Here is a 17,632-nt window from a genome sequence, read left to right as displayed (position 1 = left end):
CACACCCTTCACGTGCAGCCGGTACCACCGGCGGCCGCTTGATAACCAGCCCCGCTCCACTCCAGCCACCCGCCGTCATACACGGCAATCTCCTCCCACCCCATCAGCCAGGCATAGAAGAACGCCATCGACGCCCGCCATCCCGTGCCGCAGTAGAAAGCGATGCGCCGGCCGGGCGTGATGCCTTCCTCCGCCCACATGGCCGCGATCTCGGCGGATGGCCGCATGCGGCCATCAGTGAGCTGGTAAGCGCTCATGCTGTTCACGTCGCCATCTTCGCCCGCCCTGCCCCACAGCGCGCCAGGAATGTCGCCGCGCGCGGCGATATAGCTGTAGCCCGAGACCTTGCCGAGGAATTCCGCCTCGCTGCGAATGCTGACCAGCGCGCCGTCGGGCCGGGCCAGCAAGGCGCGCGCCTCTCCCATGTCGACGAGGTAATCGGGACGCGCGGGGAATGGCGCACCGAAGCCGGTTGCGGCGACACATGGCCGCGCCGGCCCCGCTTCGCAGGGATGGCCGCCGGCCTGCCAGGCCGCGAAGCCGCCGTCGAGCAGCCGCACGTCGGTCACGCCGGCATACAGCAGCAAATGAGCCACGCGCGCGGCGGCGGGGTTGTTGCGGCCATACAGGATGACGGTGGTGTCGTGGCGGATGCCCTGTGCCAGCAACACGCTCAGCAGCACATCATCCGGCACCTTGTTCCATAGCGGCCCGCCCTCGATCGCGCATGTGTCCAGGTAGCCGGCCCCGGGAATGTGGGCCTGGTCGAACAGGTGCAGCGCGCCGCAGCCGGCTTCGAGCAGCCGGCAGTGCGCGGGCATGGCCGTGCCAGGCAGCAAGCAGGCGAGCGAAGCCGCGCTGACGAGCTGCCGGGGGCGGGCCAGGCCGGCACGTGCATCCGGCCTGGAAAGATGAGGAACGATATTCAAGGAACGTGGTCGGACAGTCATCCGGCGGCACCGGATCGAAGGCGGCGATTGTATCCGACGCGGTCGAACAAAGAGGTTACGAGCCCGTTACGCACAGCTCGCTTGCTGCTTTTTCATCGTCTTTACAACGCCTCGCGAAATAGAGCTTGAGCCGGATGATAAAGCGGCAATAGTATTGTTGAGTTTATTGCCTTCGTTGCATCAATGGATGAGGGCCACCGCCACCCCGAGATGGCAGACCACACCGGATGACTCCAGGAAGACGCACCACAACACACGAACACTGAGCAGAGCAACCACGCCGAAAGGACATTGCATGAGAATCAAGCCGTCGACCCCGCCGCACCACGGCGGGAACCAGCAACAGCGCATCGTACCGGGTGCGCGATCGTCCCTGTTCCTCAGTATCGCCCTCGCCTTCACCGCCGCCGCGCCGATCGCGCTTGCGGCGCAGGCCGCCAACCCGGCAGTGTCCATTCAGCGCGCCGCGCCGCACTGGCAAAGCGCGGCGACCCCGGCCGACTCGCTGGCCGTCGGCCGCAGCGACAGGAAGGTTGCACTCAAGCTCAAGCGCTTCCACGCCGCCACCCTGGACAAGCCCGGCATGCAGGCACTGACGGCCGGCGCGCCGCAGGAGCGCGGCATCGACGACATTCCCGACACGCTGACGATTTCCCTGCCCCACCCGGATGGCGGCTACCAGCGTTTCGCGCTGGTCGAGGCGCCCATCATGGAGCCGGGCCTGGCGGCCAGGCACCCCGACATCAAGACTTACCGCGGCAAGGGCATCGACGATCCGACGGCCACGCTGCGCATGGACATCACGAAGCTGGGCCTGCACGCCTCCGTGCGTTCGCCGAACGGCGGCTGGTACGTCGATCCTTACTACCACCTCGATGACAGCCTGTACGCCAGCTATCACAGCCGGGATCTCGTCAACCAGCACGGCCCGCTCGTCGAGGCGGCGCTGGGCGGCGCCCAGCTGACGCTGTCGCGCGGTTTCTACAAGGAAGGCGAGAACGTCGAAGTGCGCGGCCTGAACTTCACGCCGGGCGCCACCGTCAACGTCACGGTGCGCGCCGAGGGCGAGGATGGCGGCGTGCAAACGGTGGCCGCCACGGCGGACAGCAACGGCGTGCTGGCGCTCACGCTGCCGGCCGGCGGCAAGGGGGCCTTCGAAGTGACGGCAAGCGACGGCCGCGCCACCACCACGGCCGCCTACCACGTGGTGGACGCCAGCGCGGCCGCCGGCGCCGTGACGGGCAACCAGTTGCGCACCTACCGGCTGGCGCTGGTCACCGACCCGTCCTATGCCAGCTACTTCGGCGGCTCGGCCAACGTAACGGCCGCCAAGGTCACGCTGGTCAACCGCGTCACGCAGATCTACGAGGATGAAACGTCGATCCGCCTCGTGCTGGTCGACGGCAACGACGCGCTGAACCTCGACACCGACGCGCAGATGACCGGCGCCAACGGCCCCTGCGGCGCCACGGCCTGCTACACCGTGGAGCAGGCCTCCGGCTGCGACTCGCCGACCCTGTCGCGCAACCGCGTGGTCACCGGCCTGCTGGTCGGCGCCAGCAACTTCGACATCGGCCACATTGCCTTCGGCCTGAACGGCGGCGGCATCGCCAGCCTGGGGGTCGTGGGCAGCAGCGGCAAGGCGCAAGGCTGCACGGGCGTACCGACCCCGATCGGCGACTACTTCGCCGTCGACTACGTAGCGCACGAGATCGGCCACCAGTTCGCGGGCAACCACACGTTCAATGGCGTGAACTGGAACTGCTCGGGCGGCAACCGCAACCCGGAAACCTCCGTCGAGCCGGGCTCGGGAACGTCGATCATGGCCTATGCCGGCATCTGCCGGGAAGACAATGTGCAGCCGCACAGCGACCCGTACTGGTCGCAGCGCAGCTTCGACGAGATCACCTCCTACGTCACCAGCGGCGAATCCGAGCTCAATGAATTGCAGGCGGCGGTGCTGCGCAACTTCACCAGCAACGGCCGGCAATTCCGGATCAGCTGGAACGGCAACCTGTCCGCGCCGATCGTACGGGGCACCAACTACACGGCGGCGGCCATCAAGCAGGCGATCCAGAACATCGCCGGCTGGCCGAGGGGCGGCACCGTGAACATCAGCGCGCTGTCGGACGCCGGCTTCAACATCACTTTCGGCGGCACGCTCGCCCGCACCAATGTCGGCCAGCTGCAGCTGGTGAACTTCTCGTCCGGCGTGACCGGTTATGTCGGCGAAATCGTCGCCGGCGGCCTCACCACACGCGGTGGCAACATCTCGGGCACCGGCAACAGCGCGCCCCTGGTAACCGCCCCGGCCGGCTACACGATCCCGGTACGCACCCCGTTCGCTCTGACTGGCAGCGCCACCGACGGCGAAGGCGACACGGTGACTTACCTGTGGGAGCAGAACGACCGCGGCGGCGCCGACGGCACGGCGCTGTTCGACAACGTGAAGAAGAACGGCCCGCTGTTCAGCCAGTTCGGCAAGCGCGCCGTGGTCACGAGCGAAGACACGATCAAGTACAACTCGCCCGGCGAGAACCACGTGACGACCAATCCGACGCGCGTGTTCCCGGACCTGGACCAGATCCTGGCCAACAACACGAATGCCGAGACCGGCGCCTGCCCGACGCCGGCCGCCACGCCGACGGCCGCCAACATCGAGTGCTACGCCGAGTTCCTGCCGACGGCCGCCTACGTGGGCCTGCCCGGCACGAACGCCAACCCGGCGTCGCTGAACTTCCGGCTCACCGCGCGCGACGGCCGCGGCGGCGTCAGCAGTGCCGACACGCGGCTCGTGCTGGCACGGGATGCCGGGCCGTTCCTGGTAACGTCGCCCAACGCGGCAGTCACGCTGGAAGCAGGTTCCCTGCAAACGGTGACCTGGAGCGTCGCCAACACGAACGCCGCCCCGGTCGGCGTGGAGAACGTGAAAATCTCCCTCTCCACGGATGGCGGCAAGACCTGGCCGCACGTGCTCGCGGCCAGCACGGCGAACGACGGCAGCGCCCCGGTAACGCTGCCGTCGCTGGCGACGACGAAGGGCCGCGTCAAGGTGGAAGCGCTTGGCAACGTGTTCTTCGACGTGTCGAACGCGAACTTCACTATCAATCTGACGGGCGACATCAACGCAGACGGCAGCGTAGACTGTGCGGACATGGGGATCATTACTGCGGCATTCGGCAAGCGTAGCAGCCAGAACGGCTTCGACGCGCGGGCCGACACGGTTCGGGACGGCATCATCAACGTGCGCGACCTGAACTACGTGGCCGTCCGTGTGCCGCAGGGAACGTCGTGCAATTGATGTCCGGCCGTTCTTGTTGAGCACCGCCCGGCCGCCCTGCGGCCGGGATCACCGTTCACCGCCACCAGGCAAAGGAGAAAAAGATGAGTGTATGGAAGAAATACCTGGGCGCTGCGCTGCTGAGTGTGGCAGGCATCCAGGCACATGCCGCATCCGTCAATGCGGTCGTCACGCCGGGTTCCGCGACCGTCGGCCAGGCCGTCCAGCTGGACGTGCGGATCGCCGACGTGACCGACCTGTACTCGTACGAGTTCGCACTGTCGTTCGACCCGACCGTATTGCAGGCCACCGAGAGCACGATAGGCGATATTTTCCTCGGCTACGATACGCGCAGTTATTCCGGCCTGATCGACAACACGGCCGGCACGGTCACGCTCATCTTCAACTCGATCTACGGCGCCAGCCTGCCTGGCGTTTCGGGCAGCGGTCTGCTGGGCTCGATTTCGTTCCAGACCATCGGCGCCGGGTACTCGGCGTTGACGATCAGGGACACGATCCTGCTCGACAGTGGCAGCGGTGACATCGCCGCCAGCATCAACAGCGGCAGCGTGCAGGTCACGGCCGTGCCGGAACCGTCCACCTACCTGATGCTGGGCGTCGGCCTGATCGGCGTGGCGGCGCTGCGCAGGCGTCAGCTGGCCGCGCGCGGCTGATCGAGCGCCCGAGGGCGGCACGCGCCGCCCTGCCGGGCCGCCTTGCGCAGCCCGGCGCATCCTCGCCGGAGCCGGGTTGGTGTGTGCACATCGACTCGCCCGCCGAAACCGGCTATGCTGGTCCCCTGCCGATCCGGAAAGGGACAGCATGGATGCCTTCCTCGCCTTCTTGTCTCACGGCCTGCTCGACTGGGGTGCCTGGGCCATCGTCGCCTGGACCCTGGTGCTGACGCACATCACCATCGCCGCCGTCACCATCTACCTGCACCGCTGCCAGGCGCACCGGGCGCTGACATTGCATCCGTTGGCCAGTCACTTCTTCCGCTGCTGGCTGTGGCTCACCACCGGCATGGGCACGCGCGAATGGGTGGCCGTGCACCGCAAGCACCATGCCCGCTGCGAAGCCGATGGCGACCCGCACAGCCCGGCCGTATTCGGCATTCGCCGCGTGCTGACGCAGGGCACTGAGCTGTACAAGGCCGAGGCCGCGAAGTCCGACACCCTGGCGCAATACGGCGCGGGGACGCCGGACGACTGGGTGGAGCGGCACGTCTATTCGCGCTGGACCTGGCAGGGCGTGGGACTGATGCTCGTGATCGACGTGGCACTGTTCGGCGTGATTGGCCTGACCGTCTGGGCCGTGCAAATGCTGTGGATTCCGGTGACGGCGGCCGGCGTCATCAATGGCCTCGGCCACTGGTGGGGCTACCGCAACTACGACGGGCCGCACGCGGCCACGAACATCGCCCCGCTGGGCTTCCTGATCGGCGGCGAGGAATTGCACAACAACCATCACACCTTCCCCACCTCGGCCCGCCTGTCGTCGCGCTGGTTCGAGATCGATGTGGGCTGGCTCTACATCCGGCTGCTGCAGGCCTGCCGCCTGGCGCGGGTCACCCGCGTGGCGCCACGCCCCGGGCGCGCTCCGGCCAAGCCGGTGGCCGACCTGCACACGCTGCACGCGATCATCGCCAACCGGCACGAGGTGATGGCCCGTTATGCGCGCATGCTGCGGCGGGCCTTCCGGCAAGATGCGAAACAGGCGCACGACGTGGTGTTCGACAAGCGTTTCCTGGCGCAAGTCTACCGGCTGCTGCGCCGCGATCCCGGCCTCGTGACCGGCGAGCAGGCCGCTTCGCTGGCCCTGTTCCTGCACCATCGCAGCGCCCTGTGGAAGATGCAGCAGCTGCGCGCCGAGCTGGCCGAATTGTGGCAGCGCCAGCACGCGGCACCGGAAGAATTGCTGGCCCACCTGCGGGACTGGTGCGAGCAGGCCGAACGCTCCGGCATCGCGGTGCTGCGCGATTTCGCCGCCCGGCTGCGCTGCTACGCCTGACGTCGCCCGGCATCGATGGCGCCGCCGCCGGTTACAATCGGCGGTTCCGCCCTATTTGCCGCCTTGCCCATCGATGCCGCACACCCTTGCCGCCCCCTGCTCCGCCGAACTCCTGATCAAGAAAAGCCGCTTCATCGCCTGCGTGCAGCCGATGACGGACCGCGCCGCCGCCCAGGCCGTCGTGGCCCGACTGAAAGCCGAGCATCCCGGCGCCGCCCACGTGTGCTGGGCGCTGCTGGCCGGCGGCCAGTCGGCGGCGGTCGATGACGGCGAGCCCAGCGGAACCGCGGGCCGCCCCATGCTCGACGTGCTGCGCCACCAGGACCTGGAAGGCGTGCTGGCTACCGTGGTGCGCTACTTCGGCGGCGTGAAGCTGGGCGCCGGCGGCCTGGTACGGGCCTATACCGATGGCGTGGCGCAGGCGCTGCTGAAGGCCGAGCGCGTGGCCATCGTCAAGTCGCGCGAGCTGCACTGCGCGGTACCCTATGCGCTGGAGGGCTTGCTGCGGCGCGAGCTCGATGCCGCCGGCGCGGCCTTGCTGGCGGCAGCGCATGGCGACGAAGTCACGTTCCACTTCAGCCTGCCGGAGAATGCCGCGCAAGCGCTGGTGACGCGCTTGAACGAGGCGGGCGCAGGCAAGGTCAGCTGGCTGGACGACCCAGTGGGGCACTAGCCGCGCCAAGCCACGTAGCGCGGTGCCACAACGCTTCCAGCGGCCCCTGCTTGTGGTGGCGCAGCCACCACGCCGAAAACCAGCCCTGCAACAGGGCCAGTACCGCGCCAATCAGCAGGCAAGCAGTGGCCCCCGTGTACTGGTAGAGCCCGAGCCCGAAGCCGTAATAGATGGCGGTGCCGACGACCGACTGCGCCACATAGCTGGTCAGGCTCATCCGGCCCAGCGGGGCGAAAGCCTTCCAGCCCTGCACAAACGTGCCGCGCTGGTACAGCAGCGCGAATGCGGCCACGATCACGCCCATCAGCGCAAAGTTCGACCATGACTTCACGATCGTCATCAGTGGCCGCCGCAGGGCCTCCCCTGGCGCGGTCACGTCGATGCCCTTCGTTGCCGCGTACAGCACGGCGAAGCAAGGCAGCGCGAGCAGCAACGTCCTGCGCCAGAAGGTTCGGTTCGCATCCGACAGGGCGAACACGCCGGCGCGGCCGGCCAGCATGCCCAGCATGAACAAGGCCGGAATCTGGAAGAAGCGGCCGTTTTCCCAGCTCCACAGCACCGCGGCAGCCTTGCCGGTCGTGATATTGCCCGCCCACGTTTGCCACAGCGTGCCGCTGCCGAGGTAGCTGGTGGTCTGGCCGAAATAAGCCCAGGAGGCCGGGTCGGCCGGCTTCACGTCCGGCTGGGGCAGCGCCTGCAGCACATGAGTCCAGAGATACGGTTGCAGCAGCAGGATCGCCGCGATGGCCAGCACGGTCCGGCTGCCGAGCTTGGCCACCGGCAGCAGCGTGAACGACATCACTGCGTAGAACGACAGGATGTCGCCCTGGTAGAACAGCGAGTTGACGAGCCCGAATCCCAGCAACAACACCATGCGCCAGGCGAAGCGGGCCCGGAAATCCTCGCCCGCCGCGGCACGCCGGGCGAACTGCAGGTGGAACGTCAACCCGAACAGCAGCGCGAACACCAGGTAAGACTTGCCGGCGAAGAGGAAGAACATCGTGTCCCACACCGTCTGGTCCAGCGCCGCCAGCCAGGCCGGCTGCCCGCCCGGCTTGTGGTACAGGTCGAAATGCTCGAGGTTATGCAGCAGCATGATCGACACGACGGCGAAGCCGCGCAGCGCGTCGACGAGGTCCAGGCGGGTGGATGGGTTCATCCGGCCATTATAGGTGTGTACGTTCGCAGGAAATATCACGAAACCGGCAACTCACCAAGTTGAGCGATGTGATGATTCGCGCATTTTCCAGCAATAAATTTCTATACACTGCCCCTTTTCAACTCTACCGCTCGACACCTTGAAAGCCCTGCTCCTCGCCGCCACCATCACTGCCGCTTCCGCCACCGCGGCCGCTCCTTCCCCCGCCAGGCCGGAGGCCACCGCCCAGGCACGCGCCGCCGCGCAGAAACCGAAGCCGACCGTGGCGCAACTGGCCATGCAGGGCCTGGAGCGCTTGCTGCGCGACAGCCTGCAGCCCGGCCCCAAGCCCGCGCCGGCGCCCACTGCGCAACAACGCGCAGCGATGAAGACGGTCTTCGGCAGCGAAAAACCGGTGCGCGTGCAAAACCTGCCGAAGTCGGGTACGAGCACGGTGCAACGGCTGACCTTGCCCGCTCACCAGTACAGCGCGAACGGCACCACGGTGCGCTGGGGCACCGCGTCGGTCCTGGCGACGCGCAGCGCGGACGGCCGCCAGCTCGATAGCGAAGGCCGGGTACCCCTCGTGACGATGCGGGGCGCTGGCGGCAGCATGGAGCTGAAGGAAGGGATTACGAAGAGCGCGCAGCGGCGTGCGGGCGACGGCTTGTGGATCGGCACCATGGTCGGGAATGCGGAATCGCTCGTGTTCAACGGACCGAAGGGCCCGGCGGCGCACCTGGCACGGCCGCGCTTCGTTGCCACCACCACCGAGCGCGGCGACCGGATCGACCAGCGCATCGAGATGGATGCCGACCGGCTGACGGTGGCGGGCGAGGACATCGACGCGCTGCACCTGGCTTACCAGTTGAACGGCCTTGACCGCGCCATGCTGCGGCGCATGGCCGAGCAGGGAGCGGGCGACCCGGAACAGGTCATCAAGCAGTTGAAGGAATTGGCGCTGTCCGGCGCGGAACTGAAGATCGACGATCTCAGCGGGCGCTACAAGGGCCATACCGCCAGCATCCAGGGCAGCATCGCGCTGCCGGGCGTGACGGCCGAGGATCTCGAAACGCCGCAACGCGCGCTGGCCAGGCTGGCCATGCACTTCGAGGTGACCGTGCCGCTGGGCCTGCTGCGCGAGGTCGCTGCCGTGATCGCTGCACGCAATCAGGGCAATAAGGACGGACAGGCCCCGACGGCGGAGCAGGTGTACGAAGGCATGGTCGGCAAGGCAGTCAGCAACGGCTACGCCCGCGTCGAGGGCGAAGCGATGCGTTCCACCATCGAGTGGCGCGACGGCGGCCTGGTCGTCAATGGCAAGCCGGTCGCCTTGCCGGGGCCGCGCAAGGGCGCTGCGCCGGCAGCGGCCGGCGCGCAGTAAGCGAGCACAGCTTAGCGGCGCCGGTGCTGCCGGCGCCGCGACGACGCATTCTGGTCCTGCAGCATCGTGTCGACCCGCGCGGAAGCCTCGCGCGACAGTTCCAGCGCCAGTTCGATATCGGGGAAGTATTCGGGCAGCCGGTAGCCCAGCCATGCATAGGCGGAATACAGCCGGCACGTGTCTTCCACTTCCTGCAGGGTCATGTGGTACAGCTGGTGGTCTTCTGGTTTCAGGCGCGTGATGCGTTTCTTCGACAGCGCCATGCTCCAGTGCTCCCACGCGGTCTGCAGCGCCAGCACCTTGGTGGACACGGGCACCAGCGACAGCGTGAACTTGTCGGCCACCGCCAGCGGCAGCGTGTCGAGCCACACGGCACGGTCCATCTGGTCCTCGGTGATGCGCGGATAGAAGAAGCCGTCCGGCACGTCGATATTGTGGATGAAGCGCTTCAGGAGCTTGGCCAGCGACGTTTCGTGCGTGACGGCGGCGATGCGGTGCAGGTGTTCCAGCGTGGGCGCCACGGCGAAGCCGCTGGCGTTCATCGGCACCGGCTTTTCCTTCAGCAGCGAACGCATCACTTCGTGGCTTTCCGGGTCGTAGCCTGCCACCAGGCCTTCCTCGTGGATGCCGTAGCGCCCTGCCCGCCCGGCGATCTGCCGGGCCAGCGGGGCGGGAATTTCCTCTTCCTCGTAGCCGTTGAACTTCACGGTGCTCGTCATCACGATGCGCTGGATCGGCATGTTCAGGCCCATCGCGATCGCATCGGTGCCCACCACGATATCGGCTTCGCCATCGCGGAAGCGCTGCGCCTGCGCGCGCCGGACCTCGGGCGACAGGTTGCCGTACACGGTCGCCACCGAGTGGCCCATCTCGGCCACCATGTCGCGCCACATCAGCACGTCGCGGCGCGAGAAGGCGATCAGCGCATCGCCGGGGCGCAGGTTCTTCACCTTGCGCACCGGGCCGGGCTCCATCGCCAGCGGGCCCTTGCGTTTCATCACGTGAACTTCGATCGGGCATTCCAGGCGTTCGGCCAGCGCTTCCACCGCGCGGCGCGCTTCCGGCGCGCCCACCAGGTACACGGTGCGGGCCGGCGCGCCGCACACGGCGGCCGTCCAGGCGGCGCCGCGGTCGCGGTCGGCCAGCATCTGGATCTCGTCGATCACGGCCACGTCGACCGGGGTGCGGGTATCGAGCATCTCGACCGTGCTGGCCACGTGCGTGGCGCCTTCGGCAAGCCTGCGCTCCTCGCCGGTAACGAGGCTCACGGCCAGGGGCTTGCCATGCCGCGTCACCTCCAGCAGGCGCTCGTAGTTCTCCAGCGCCAGCAGGCGCAGCGGCGCGAGGTACACGCCGCTGGCCGCCTTGGCCAGCGCTTCCATCGCCTTGTGCGTCTTGCCGGAATTGGTGGGGCCGAGCAGCGCGATGAACTTGCGCGGCAGGCGCCGCGCGACCTCGAACGAGGCGGGGTATTCGGCCAGGTTGATGCTCTGGCGGGTGCGCTCGGCATGCTGTTCCTCGCGCTGCCGCTCCACCGCGTGGCCCAGGCGCTGGCGGATGCGGTCGAACACCACGGTCGCGGGTTCGGAAGTCTGCACGTCCGCCAGCGTGTGCAGGAAGTCCATCGGTGCCAGGCCGAACTCGTCGCATTCCGCGGCCAGTTCCTCGACGAAAGCCGTCACGCTGTCATGCAGCTCGCGCATGGCACGTTCGGTCGAGCGTTCGCGGATCAGGGCGGCGCGCGCATCGGCATCGAGCTTGCGCCATTTCGACGGCTTGGCCAGCACGCCGTGCGCCGGCACCAGCGCGTAGGGCACGGCGAGGTCCGCCGTGCGCGCCGTGCCATCGAAGCGCAGGAACACCCTGCCCTCCATCTTCATCAGCGCGATGCCGCGCTCCGCCAGGCCGAGCTCAAGGCTCAGCCGCTCGTCATCATGTTCTTCCGTCATTGCCGCAGTGGTGGTCGATCGGGCCACGAGTATAGCTCGCGGCCCGCCCGGCCGATGCACCGCTGCTGGTGCCCCGCCTGGTCCCTGTGTCGGGTCAGGCGGCCGGCACCGCCGCCCGGGCGGCGTCTTTGCGCTCCACGGCCAGCGACACGGCCAGCACGGCAATGCCGCCCAGCGGCAGGATCGCGCCGACCAGCGCCGTCGATTGCAGGCCGTAGCCGGCCGCGATCGTGACGCCGCCAGCCCAGGCGCCCAGCGCGTTGGCGATATTGAAGGCCGAATGGTTCAGCGCCGCGGCCACCGTCTGTGCGTCGCCGGCCACGTCCATCAGCCGCGTCTGTACGGCCGGTACCACGGCAATGCCGGTACCGATCAGGAACAGGTTCAGGCCGGCCAGCCACAGGTTCGAGCTCGTATAGGCGAACGCGGCCAGCACGAGCGCCTCCCAGATCAGCACGCCGAAGATCGTGGCCGTCTGGTTGCGGTCGGCGAACCATCCGCCCACCAGGCTGCCCACCGTCATGCCCACGCCGATCATGCCCAGCAGCACGGAAATCTCCAGCGGCGAGGCATGCGTGAGCTGCTGCAGCGTCGGCGTCACATAGGTATACATCGCGAACATGCCGCCGAAGCCGATCGCCACCATCAGCAGCGTGAGCCAGACCTGCAAGCGGCGAAACACGCCCAGTTCGCCGCGGATGCTGGCGTTGCCGGCCGCGATATATGGCAGGAACACGTAGACCATCGCCACCGTCAGCATGGCGATGCCGCCGACGATCGTGAACGCGGAGCGCCAGCCCATCACCTGCCCCAGCCAGGTGGCCAGCGGCACGCCGAAGATGTTGGCGACGGTCAGGCCCAGCATCACGCGGCCCACCGCCTGCGCGCGCTTGTCGGGCGTCACGAGCGCGGCCGCGACCAGGGCCGCCACGCCGAAATAGGCGCCGTGCGGAATGCCGGCCACGAAACGGGCCAGAATCAGGAGGCCCGGCGTGGGCGCCAGCGCGCCCAGGATATTGCCGACGGCATACATCAGCATCAGGCACATCAGCATCATGCGGCGCGGCATGCGCGCCATGAAGATCGTGATCAGGGGCGCGCCGACCACCACACCCAGCGCGTAGGCGCTGATCATGTGGCCCATGTCGGGCAGGGTGGTGCCGAGGTCTTGCGCGACCAGCGGCAGGATGCTCATGGAGGCGAATTCGCCGGTGCCGATGGCCAGGCCGCCCAGGGCCAGCGCCAGTTCGGCCCAGCCGGCGCCGCGCGGCGCGACGATGGTGGGACTGGTATCGGAAAGTGCTGCTTGTTGCATGAATTTGTTCGACCAAAAAACTAAGCCGGGCAGGATAGCACGGCCGCGATTTTCCTGCTTGGGGCCGCTGAATTCGTTTGCCTTATCGAAGCGGCAATGCCACCATGGTCCGGACGTGCCCGCACGCTCGCACCGCTTAGCCGAACGATCATCTTTACCCGGCTATAATGGCGGCGACCAGGCGGGGGCGTTCGACCCGGCCGCCAAGCACCTTCACACTGATCAGCATGCATGGATAACAAAGACGACAAGCGCCGGCAAGTGATTCGCGCGATGCTGGCCCAGGCCGGCGGCGCGGATGCCGACGAGCGGCATCTGCTGCCCTGGCGCTCGCTGGCGGTGCACCTGAGTCCCCTGATCGGCGAGATCGGATTCAGTGCCCTCTACGTGCGCACCGGCCGAGTGCTGGCGCCGCAGCATGGCTGGCTCACCGTCAGCGCGTCGTCGCAGACACTGGACGCATTGTTCCGGACACTGAAAGAAGACCTTGCCCGGGCGGAACCGGCGCAGGCGGCGCTGGCGAACGAAGCCCTGTTGACTACCTTCACGCGGCTGCTTTCCGAGCTGATCGGCGAGGCACTGACGACGCAATTGATCGACAACGCCTGGAACGGCGCGCTGGCACCAAACAATGCAGGGGAGCAGAAGTAAATGAGCGACAAAGTGAGTCTGGGATTGCTGGAGACCGGTGTGCCGGGGTTGGACACCCTGCTGGGCGGCGGACTCGGCGAGTATTCCTTCAACCTGATCGCCGGAGCTCCCGGCAGCGGCAAGACAACGCTGGCGCACCAGATGATGTTCGCCCTGGCCACGGCCGAGCGGCGCGCGCTGTTTTTCACCGTGCTGGGCGAGCCGCCGCTGAAGATGCTGCGCTACCAGCAGCAATACAGTTTCTTCGAGCTCGGCAAGGTAGGCAGCGCGATCCGCTACGTCAACCTGGCCGACGACTTGAAGAACGGTGATTTCTCCGGCGTGCTCGAACGCATCATGCGCGAGGTGGAGGCATTCTCGCCGAGCCTCGTGTTCGTCGACTCGTTCCGCTCCGTGGCGCAGACGGCACGCAGCGGCGCCGAGGGCCTCGCCGATCTGCAGCACTTCATCCAGGAACTGGGCACGCGCATGACCAGCTGGCAGGCCACCACCTTCCTGATCGGCGAATACGCCCACGTCGATGCGGAAGCGAACCCGATCATGACGGTGGCGGACGGCGTGCTGTCGCTGTCCCAGTCGCAGCAGGACAACTCGATCGTACGCAAGATCCGCATCGTCAAGATGCGCGGCCAGGCGCACATGGCCGGCATGCACACGTTCCGCATCGGCGACGACGGCGTGCGCATCTTCCCCCGCATGCTGCCGCCGCTCGCCACGGACCGGCTGCACGGCGTGGAAGTGGACCGCGACCCGCGGCGCATCCCCAGCGGCGTGCCCTCGCTGGACGTGCTGCTGCACGGCGGCATCCCGCAGGGCCACTCGATCCTTGTCACCGGTCCCTCGGGCTCCGGCAAGACGATCCTCGGCACGCAGTTCCTGGCCGAGGGCGTGCGCCAGGGCGAGAAAGGCGTCGCCTGCTATTTCGAGAAAGGCACGTCGCGGCTGCGCAATGCGTCGCTAGCCGAAATGGTCCAGGCGGGCCACGTGCGCATCGTCGAGAGCCGCGCGCTCGACCTGACCGCCGACGAGCTGCTGCAAGACTTGCTGGCCGCGATCGACGAGACCGGCGCCAGGCGCGTGGTGATCGACTCCCTGTCGGAATTCCTGCTGTACCTGGCCCCCGAGTTCCGGCGCGAGTTCCGGCTGACCGTGTTCCGCATCCTGTCCAGCCTTGCCAAGATGGGCGTGACGGTGATCGTCACCATGGGCATGGAGGACCGCTTCACGGAACTGCGCTTCTCCGATGCCGAGATCTCGTTCCTGACCGACGGCATCATCGCCACCCGCTATGTCGAAGTCGAGGGCGAACTGGCCAGGGTGATCTCGGTCGTCAAGCTGCGCGGCTGCTCGCACAGCAGCGCGCTGCGGATGTTCCGCATCACCGACGCCGGCATCGAAATCGACGCCGCCAGGGTAGGTTTCGACGGCATGCTGTCCGGCCACCCGTCAATCCAGAGCGACGGCGGCTGACGGATGACCGACCTGGCGCAGCCGCACGACGACGAACCGCTGGACGCCGCGGCGCTGCGGCTTGCGCTGCGCCAGGCCCGCTTCGAGAACAAGCTGCTGCGCGAGGCCAACAGCCACTTGGTGCAAGCCACCGTCAATGCGCAGACCTTGCAGGACGAGGCGCAGGCGGCCAACCGGCGCCAGAACGAATTTCTCGCCATGCTGGCCCACGAGCTGCGCAATCCCCTCGCTCCCATCAGCATGGCCGCCGCCATGCTCGAACGCATGCCCGCGCTGACGCCGGAGCTGACCGCGCTGCGCAACGTGATCAGCCGCCAGACCGAGCACATGGCCCGGCTGCTGGACGACCTGCTCGACGCCGCCCGCATCAGCAGCGGGCGCATCACGCTGGACATGACGCCGGTCACGCTGGCGGACGTGATCGAGCGCGCCGTCGAAACCGTCCAGCCGCGCATCGCCGACCGGGGGCAGCGGCTGGAGGTGCGCGTCACCGGACCGGAACTGACCTTGCAGGGCGACCGCGTGCGGCTTACGCAGGTGTTCTCGAACCTGCTCGCCAACGCGTCGAAATACACGCAGGACGGCGGCGCCATCACGCTCGAAGGCGGTGCCGGACCGGCGGGCGTGCGGGTAACGGTGGCCGACAACGGCACGGGGATCGGCGCCGACGTGCTGCCCCATATCTTCGACCTGTTCACCCAGGGGCCCCGCTCGCTGGCCCGTTCCGAGGGGGGACTCGGCGTGGGCCTGAACGTGGTGCGCAACCTGGTGCACATGCACGGCGGTACCGTGCAGGGCGACAGCGCCGGTCCCGGCCTGGGCAGCATCTTCACCGTGGAATTGCCGGCCGGCGGGCCGATGCCCGAGGCGCCGGACCAGGCCGCCGCGCCGCAGGCGCACGAAGCCTGCCGCGTGCTGCTGATCGAGGACAACGTGGACGTGTGCGATACGCTGAAGGGCTTCCTGATGCTCGATGCGCACGACGTCACCGCGGCCTACGACGGCATCGCCGGCCTGGCGCTGGCGCAAGAAGGCGGCTTCGACGTGCTGATTTGCGATATCGGGCTGCCCGGCCTGGACGGGCTGCAAGTCATCCGCCGCCTGCGGGACGCCGATGTGCGCACTTTCGCCATCGCGCTCTCCGGCTATGGGCAGGCGCAGGACCGTACAAACGCGCTCGAGGCCGGCTTCGACGAATACCTCGTCAAGCCGGTAAAGCCGGACAGCCTGCTGCGGCTGATCGACTCGGAACCTTGTCGCAGCCGGCGCCGCGTCCGCGGCTGAAATCCTCGGCTGTAACCAAAAAGACACGAAAACCGCTGCCGGGAACAGCCATTGTTTGATAACGCTATCATCGGCTTACCTCAGCGTTGACGATCAGTTAGCATGGTCTCACGCGCCGCGCAGCAGGATCCACGTCGCGGAGCGTGTTCCGTTAAAAGACAGGCGCAGGCACGACCGCGTCAGGTCGAAGGGTGCGGCCGGCCCCTGCCCGATCGCTAACGGAACGATTTTCGAGCATTATTGGTAGCGCTATCACTCACGAATGACCATGCCCGGCACAGCGCCTGTCGGCGGAGCGGCCACAAGCCACGTCCGGCCCGCGGAGCGCTGTCGACCGGATCAACCGTTACGATAGGAGCAATTCTTGATGCAGACAACCATCCTGCGCCGCATGCTGATCGGCGCCGCGCTGCTGGCGGGCTTCGCCCAACACGCCGGCGCCACCATTACGACTTTCAACGGCGACACGACCGGGGGGCCGACCTGGGACCGGATCGACGAGAGCCCAGATAACTGGCCTTTCTACCCGACCGTTCCGGACGTGGCTTACCGCGCATACAACGTCGAGGCCCTCGAATATCTGGAGGACATCAACTTCGCCACGTCGTGCGCTTTCGATTGCTCGATGTATATCTACACCGGCGCATTCGACGCGGCGAATCCCACTGACAATTTCCTTTTCGCCGTCCCGTATGGGGCGACCAATAACACGACCTACTTCCATGGCCCGCTGGAAGTCGGGAACTACACGATCCTCATCACGGGCGAGGATGCCGCGTCCTATGGCTACTTCAGCACCACTGTCTCCTCCCTCGGCGCGTACGAAATCACGCCGCTCAATCCCGTGCCGGAACCTTCCGCCTGGCTGATGCTCGGCGCCGGCCTGGCCAGCCTCGGCGTTGCCGCGCGCCGTCGTCCGGCCGCTTCCACCCACATCGCAGCCTGACCAGGAGAACCGATGAAAAACCTGCTCCGCAATACGATCGCCGCCACGCTGCTGCTGGCCGGCTTCATCCAGCATGCTTGCGCCGACATCGTGACAGTGACCGGCGACACGACCAATGGCCCCGTCTTCATTCCTCCCGCCTACTGGGGCGGCCTTCCCGACCCAGAAAACACGGGCGTGGCGTACCAGGCTTTCGACGTCGTCACCGAAGAAGGCCCGAATCCGTTCAACTGGGAAAACTCGTTCCTGACGAGCTGCGAGTTCGCCTGCGTCACCTTCCTCTACAGTGAGCAAGGTTTCGATCCGAATGACGGCATGAAGAACCTGATGACGGTCGCGGACAATATCTACCACTTCTCCGCGATGCAGACTTTCCTGGAGCCAGGCAAGCACTACACCTTCGTGGTGACCGGCTACGCCGACATGGATGCCGGGGCGTTCAGCATCACGGGCGCCAGCACGGCCGGCATCAGCATCAGCCCCGTGCCCGAACCCTCGGCCGGGCTGATGCTGCTGGGTGGCCTGGCGGGCATCGGTGCGCTGGCGCGGCGCCGCGCGCGGCGGGCCGCGCAGCTTTCGTAA

At 67.3% G+C, this 17,632-nt stretch carries 14 protein-coding genes; 10 read left to right on the top strand and 4 right to left on the bottom strand.

The genetic code is table 11. The features are described from left to right. Positions 1 to 8: 8 nt before the first annotated feature. On the bottom strand, positions 9 to 929 hold the full coding sequence (locus tag V6Z91_RS16130) for a rhodanese-like domain-containing protein (protein WP_338758613.1): 921 nt from the start codon (positions 927 to 929) through the stop codon (positions 9 to 11). Positions 930 to 1,245: 316 nt separating this feature from the next. Here V6Z91_RS16130 and V6Z91_RS16125 point away from each other — a divergent pair, with 316 nt between their 5' ends. The 4 genes from V6Z91_RS16125 to V6Z91_RS16110 all read left to right on the top strand — a co-directional run bounded on the left by V6Z91_RS16125 (position 1,246) and on the right by V6Z91_RS16110 (position 6,913). Further along, on the top strand, positions 1,246 to 4,251 hold the full coding sequence (locus V6Z91_RS16125) for a M12 family metallo-peptidase (RefSeq protein WP_338758612.1): 3,006 nt from the start codon (positions 1,246 to 1,248) through the stop codon (positions 4,249 to 4,251). Positions 4,252 to 4,334: 83 nt separating this feature from the next. Further along, complete coding sequence (locus V6Z91_RS16120) at positions 4,335 to 4,904, top strand: cohesin domain-containing protein (protein ID WP_338758610.1); 570 nt, start codon at positions 4,335 to 4,337, stop codon at positions 4,902 to 4,904. 148 nt (positions 4,905 to 5,052) lie between these two features. Further along, entirely contained in the window at positions 5,053 to 6,240 is a 1,188-nt protein-coding gene (locus V6Z91_RS16115; protein ID WP_338758609.1) for a fatty acid desaturase, read from the top strand. Between the two features lie 73 nt (positions 6,241 to 6,313). Beyond that, positions 6,314 to 6,913 carry a YigZ family protein gene (locus tag V6Z91_RS16110; protein WP_338758608.1) on the top strand — a complete coding sequence of 200 codons (600 nt, stop codon included), beginning with the start codon at positions 6,314 to 6,316 and terminating at the stop codon, positions 6,911 to 6,913. Here V6Z91_RS16110 and V6Z91_RS16105 read toward each other — a convergent pair. Then, on the bottom strand, positions 6,882 to 8,072 hold the full coding sequence (locus tag V6Z91_RS16105) for a DUF418 domain-containing protein (RefSeq protein WP_338758607.1): 1,191 nt from the start codon (positions 8,070 to 8,072) through the stop codon (positions 6,882 to 6,884). The genes V6Z91_RS16110 and V6Z91_RS16105 overlap by 32 nt on opposite strands. 139 nt (positions 8,073 to 8,211) lie before the next feature. Here V6Z91_RS16105 and V6Z91_RS16100 point away from each other — a divergent pair, with 139 nt between their 5' ends. After that, the gene (locus V6Z91_RS16100; protein ID WP_338758605.1) at positions 8,212 to 9,435 is read left to right on the top strand and encodes a DUF945 family protein; all 1,224 of its coding nucleotides are present in this window, start codon (positions 8,212 to 8,214) and stop codon (positions 9,433 to 9,435) included. A gap of 11 nt (positions 9,436 to 9,446) precedes the next feature. Here the strand turns inward: V6Z91_RS16100 and V6Z91_RS16095 are convergent, their stop codons facing one another. Together V6Z91_RS16095 and V6Z91_RS16090 are read right to left on the bottom strand one after the other, a co-directional pair. Then, positions 9,447 to 11,384, bottom strand: coding sequence for a helicase-related protein (locus tag V6Z91_RS16095; protein WP_338758603.1), 1,938 nt, complete (start codon positions 11,382 to 11,384; stop codon positions 9,447 to 9,449). 94 nt (positions 11,385 to 11,478) lie between these two features. Continuing rightward, positions 11,479 to 12,699: an MFS transporter gene (locus V6Z91_RS16090; protein WP_338758601.1), complete on the bottom strand. Its 1,221-nt coding sequence runs from the start codon at positions 12,697 to 12,699 to the stop codon at positions 11,479 to 11,481. Positions 12,700 to 12,930: 231 nt separating this feature from the next. Between V6Z91_RS16090 and V6Z91_RS16085 the strand changes: the two genes are divergently transcribed. From V6Z91_RS16085 to V6Z91_RS16065, 5 genes are all read left to right on the top strand, one after another. Next, complete coding sequence (locus V6Z91_RS16085) at positions 12,931 to 13,350, top strand: hypothetical protein (protein WP_338758600.1); 420 nt, start codon at positions 12,931 to 12,933, stop codon at positions 13,348 to 13,350. Further along, complete coding sequence (locus V6Z91_RS16080; protein ID WP_338758599.1) at positions 13,351 to 14,820, top strand: ATPase domain-containing protein; 1,470 nt, start codon at positions 13,351 to 13,353, stop codon at positions 14,818 to 14,820. It abuts the gene before it with no gap. 3 nt (positions 14,821 to 14,823) lie between these two features. Further along, positions 14,824 to 16,104, top strand: coding sequence for a hybrid sensor histidine kinase/response regulator (locus V6Z91_RS16075; protein WP_338758597.1), 1,281 nt, complete (start codon positions 14,824 to 14,826; stop codon positions 16,102 to 16,104). A 367-nt stretch (positions 16,105 to 16,471) separates the two neighbouring features. Beyond that, entirely contained in the window at positions 16,472 to 17,050 is a 579-nt protein-coding gene (locus V6Z91_RS16070; RefSeq protein WP_338758596.1) for a PEP-CTERM sorting domain-containing protein, read from the top strand. Between the two features lie 12 nt (positions 17,051 to 17,062). Further along, a complete protein-coding gene (locus tag V6Z91_RS16065; protein ID WP_338758595.1) occupies positions 17,063 to 17,632 on the top strand; it encodes an FxDxF family PEP-CTERM protein in 570 nt (189 codons plus the stop codon).

It is taken from the genome of Massilia sp. METH4 (assembly GCF_037094685.1).
Taxonomy (GTDB): Bacteria; Pseudomonadota; Gammaproteobacteria; order Burkholderiales; family Burkholderiaceae_D; genus Rugamonas.
The sequence above is the reverse complement of the archived record's forward strand: the minus strand, read 5'-3'. Positions and strand labels throughout refer to the sequence as shown.

Excerpts from the sequence above, each read along its gene's own strand:
- V6Z91_RS16125 (WP_338758612.1), top strand. The coding sequence starts at position 1,246 with ATGAGAATCAAGCCGTCGACCCCGCCGCACCACGGCGGGAACCAGCAA.
- V6Z91_RS16120 (WP_338758610.1), top strand. The coding sequence starts at position 4,335 with ATGAGTGTATGGAAGAAATACCTGGGCGCTGCGCTGCTGAGTGTGGCA.
- V6Z91_RS16115 (WP_338758609.1), top strand. The coding sequence starts at position 5,053 with ATGGATGCCTTCCTCGCCTTCTTGTCTCACGGCCTGCTCGACTGGGGT.
- V6Z91_RS16110 (WP_338758608.1), top strand. The coding sequence starts at position 6,314 with ATGCCGCACACCCTTGCCGCCCCCTGCTCCGCCGAACTCCTGATCAAG.
- V6Z91_RS16105 (WP_338758607.1), bottom strand. The coding sequence starts at position 8,072 with ATGAACCCATCCACCCGCCTGGACCTCGTCGACGCGCTGCGCGGCTTC.
- V6Z91_RS16095 (WP_338758603.1), bottom strand. The coding sequence starts at position 11,384 with ATGACGGAAGAACATGATGACGAGCGGCTGAGCCTTGAGCTCGGCCTG.
- V6Z91_RS16090 (WP_338758601.1), bottom strand. The coding sequence starts at position 12,699 with ATGCAACAAGCAGCACTTTCCGATACCAGTCCCACCATCGTCGCGCCG.
- V6Z91_RS16085 (WP_338758600.1), top strand. The coding sequence starts at position 12,931 with ATGGATAACAAAGACGACAAGCGCCGGCAAGTGATTCGCGCGATGCTG.
- V6Z91_RS16080 (WP_338758599.1), top strand. The coding sequence starts at position 13,351 with ATGAGCGACAAAGTGAGTCTGGGATTGCTGGAGACCGGTGTGCCGGGG.
- V6Z91_RS16075 (WP_338758597.1), top strand. The coding sequence starts at position 14,824 with ATGACCGACCTGGCGCAGCCGCACGACGACGAACCGCTGGACGCCGCG.
- V6Z91_RS16070 (WP_338758596.1), top strand. The coding sequence starts at position 16,472 with ATGCAGACAACCATCCTGCGCCGCATGCTGATCGGCGCCGCGCTGCTG.
- V6Z91_RS16065 (WP_338758595.1), top strand. The coding sequence starts at position 17,063 with ATGAAAAACCTGCTCCGCAATACGATCGCCGCCACGCTGCTGCTGGCC.